Below are 768 nucleotides of genomic sequence, written 5' to 3'. Positions count from 1 at the left end.
CTCTGATAGACTTTGTTTGTCTGAGTAATTTTTTCTCCCTTGTTAGTTATTTCAAACTCAACCTCAATAGGTTTTGACCAGAATTTTCTCTCTTGCCCCAAATATTGAGTTGCAATAGCTTCATCGCTCATTTTTTCTAGCGATTGTGCGATTTCTTTCCCCACATGCGCAGTATTTACTTCAGAACTAGTTGCTCCCGTTATAGCCGCTTCTTCAGCTTTAGCAGCAAATTTGATGAGATCTTTTTCTACAAGCTTTCCCGCAAGCTTTACGCCTCCCTTGGCTGCTGAAACAGCACCGTCAGTAAGCACTGTAGAACCCACTATATAAGCCACATCTCCTAATGGTTTACCTAGCATTTCGCCAGATTCAGCACCAGCACTGAATGCTCCATCCCCCCCTTTCTCCATTGTTTCATGTATGTGATCTATATGCCCCCCAAAGGAATCCTTTATGTGATCTATACGCCCTCTAAAGGAATCCTTAACACCTCCCCAGAATTGACCAACTCCTTCCCAGAGTTGACCAGCACCTTCCCAGACATCATCAAATATATGCCCACTCGTGGCCCAAGCTTTTGCTGTTCCAACGCCTTGAAGGGCATTTTGATAGATCTCATCAACTGAACTGTTTCCTATTGCCGATCCTAATTCTTTAACGTCATGAACTGTCGCATATATTCCGTTTCCTATTGCCGATCCTAATTCTTTAACGTCATGAGCTGTCTCAGATATTCCGTTTCCTATTGCTTTTACGGCACCAACAATC

The 768-nt window shown here is 43.1% G+C and carries 1 pseudogene; it reads right to left on the bottom strand.

Annotated features, from left to right (window positions below):
- Positions 1 to 768, bottom strand: a pseudogene (locus tag ACFIMP_RS09815) (hypothetical protein); the annotation flags it as partial.

This window comes from Bartonella sp. AP65SXKL (assembly GCF_042195725.1).
In the GTDB taxonomy this organism is placed as follows: Bacteria; Pseudomonadota; Alphaproteobacteria; order Rhizobiales; family Rhizobiaceae; genus Bartonella.
This window is presented reverse-complemented; position numbering and strand designations above follow the sequence as displayed.